Source organism: Allobosea sp. P1_A7, assembly GCF_056406775.1.
This window is the reverse complement of record NZ_JBFTZN010000598.1, coordinates 1-1070: the sequence shown is the minus strand read 5'-3', so window position 1 is coordinate 1070 and position 1070 is coordinate 1. Positions and strand designations below refer to the sequence as shown.

Below are 1070 nucleotides of genomic sequence, written 5' to 3'. Positions count from 1 at the left end.
TTCCCGGTTCGGAGACGATCCGCATCGCATTCGAGGACCGAGGCCTGGCGCGTGCCTTCATCGGCCATTTCGGCGGAGTGCTCGTCGACGAGAATGAACTCGAAAGCGCCATAGCCGACGACTTCGCAGCCGAGGACGCTAACGATCGCCTCGCCCGCGAGTATCCGGATTGAGCGACCGGCGCGATCATCCGACAACGCCGGACGGCAGGTATTTTATGGTCGCCGGGAGGCTGTGGCGATCAACAAATCCCGCCCTTCCGGCTGCGCGCCGTCATGAGCTTGTCGCTGATCTCATGGATGCTCGTCGCGCGGTGAAGGACGCAAAGCGCGGAAACGGCGAACTCCATGTTGACCGAGCCGCCGTCGACGCAGCCAAGGTTGCCCTTGGGGAGCGGGGCCCGGTCTGGTGGGACGACGGCGCTCCGGACTTCAATCGGCACTTGGCCAAGAACACGCCTTACGCGGCCTGGGCGTCGCGATTGAACAAGTCCGGCAAAGAGGACTAATCTATGCGACCTCGTCCTGAGCGCGGGAGGCCGGCATGCAGAAATCCGGCATCGCTGTGACCAACATTGTCGGCACCGCGGGGTCATTCGCGATCGACCTTCCACTCGAACCGTTCACGCTTAACGAGCGCCTGTTCGACATCGGGCTTTGGTTGATTGAACGCGAAATCCCCCATCAAGCTCGCATCATCATGCAGCCCGAGCACCAACGCATTCGCGTGAGTTTTCCCGACGCCAAAGACGCCATGGCCTTCAGCGAGCACTTTGGCATGCGCTTGAACTAGACACATGCCGAGCGGGGAATCCGCGAGCTGACGTCAATCAGGCAGCCGCAAAACTATGCGGCCCGGTCGCGCTGAGATCGAGCGAACCCATCATGTCAGGGCGGACTGGTTCCGATCAGAAACAGGACCCTAGTGGATTGATTCCAACGTTTGATGCCCGCGCCTAACGGCTGCGATGATGTGGTCGGGATCGGCTTTCCATAGGAACGGGCGTGGTTCCCGGTTGTGCTCCTTGATGAAGCGGTTGATGGCGGCCTGCAGGTCGACGACGGAATGGA

At 61.2% G+C, this 1070-nt stretch carries 2 protein-coding genes and 1 pseudogene; 2 read left to right on the top strand and 1 reads right to left on the bottom strand.

Translation table 11 applies throughout. From position 1 onward, the window contains the following. Positions 1-217: 217 nt before the first annotated feature. Together AC1D34_RS37905 and AC1D34_RS37900 are read left to right on the top strand one after the other, a co-directional pair. On the top strand, positions 218-508 hold the full coding sequence (locus AC1D34_RS37905; protein ID WP_441508863.1) for a hypothetical protein: 291 nt from the start codon (positions 218-220) through the stop codon (positions 506-508). A 35-nt stretch (positions 509-543) separates the two neighbouring features. Then, entirely contained in the window at positions 544-792 is a 249-nt protein-coding gene (locus tag AC1D34_RS37900; RefSeq protein WP_441508858.1) for a hypothetical protein, read from the top strand. 129 nt (positions 793-921) lie between these two features. Here the strand turns inward: AC1D34_RS37900 and AC1D34_RS37895 are convergent. Beyond that, a pseudogene (locus AC1D34_RS37895) lies at positions 922-1070 on the bottom strand (IS630 family transposase); the annotation flags it as partial.

Excerpts from the sequence above, each read along its gene's own strand:
- AC1D34_RS37905 (WP_441508863.1), top strand. The coding sequence starts at position 218 with ATGGTCGCCGGGAGGCTGTGGCGATCAACAAATCCCGCCCTTCCGGCT.
- AC1D34_RS37900 (WP_441508858.1), top strand. The coding sequence starts at position 544 with ATGCAGAAATCCGGCATCGCTGTGACCAACATTGTCGGCACCGCGGGG.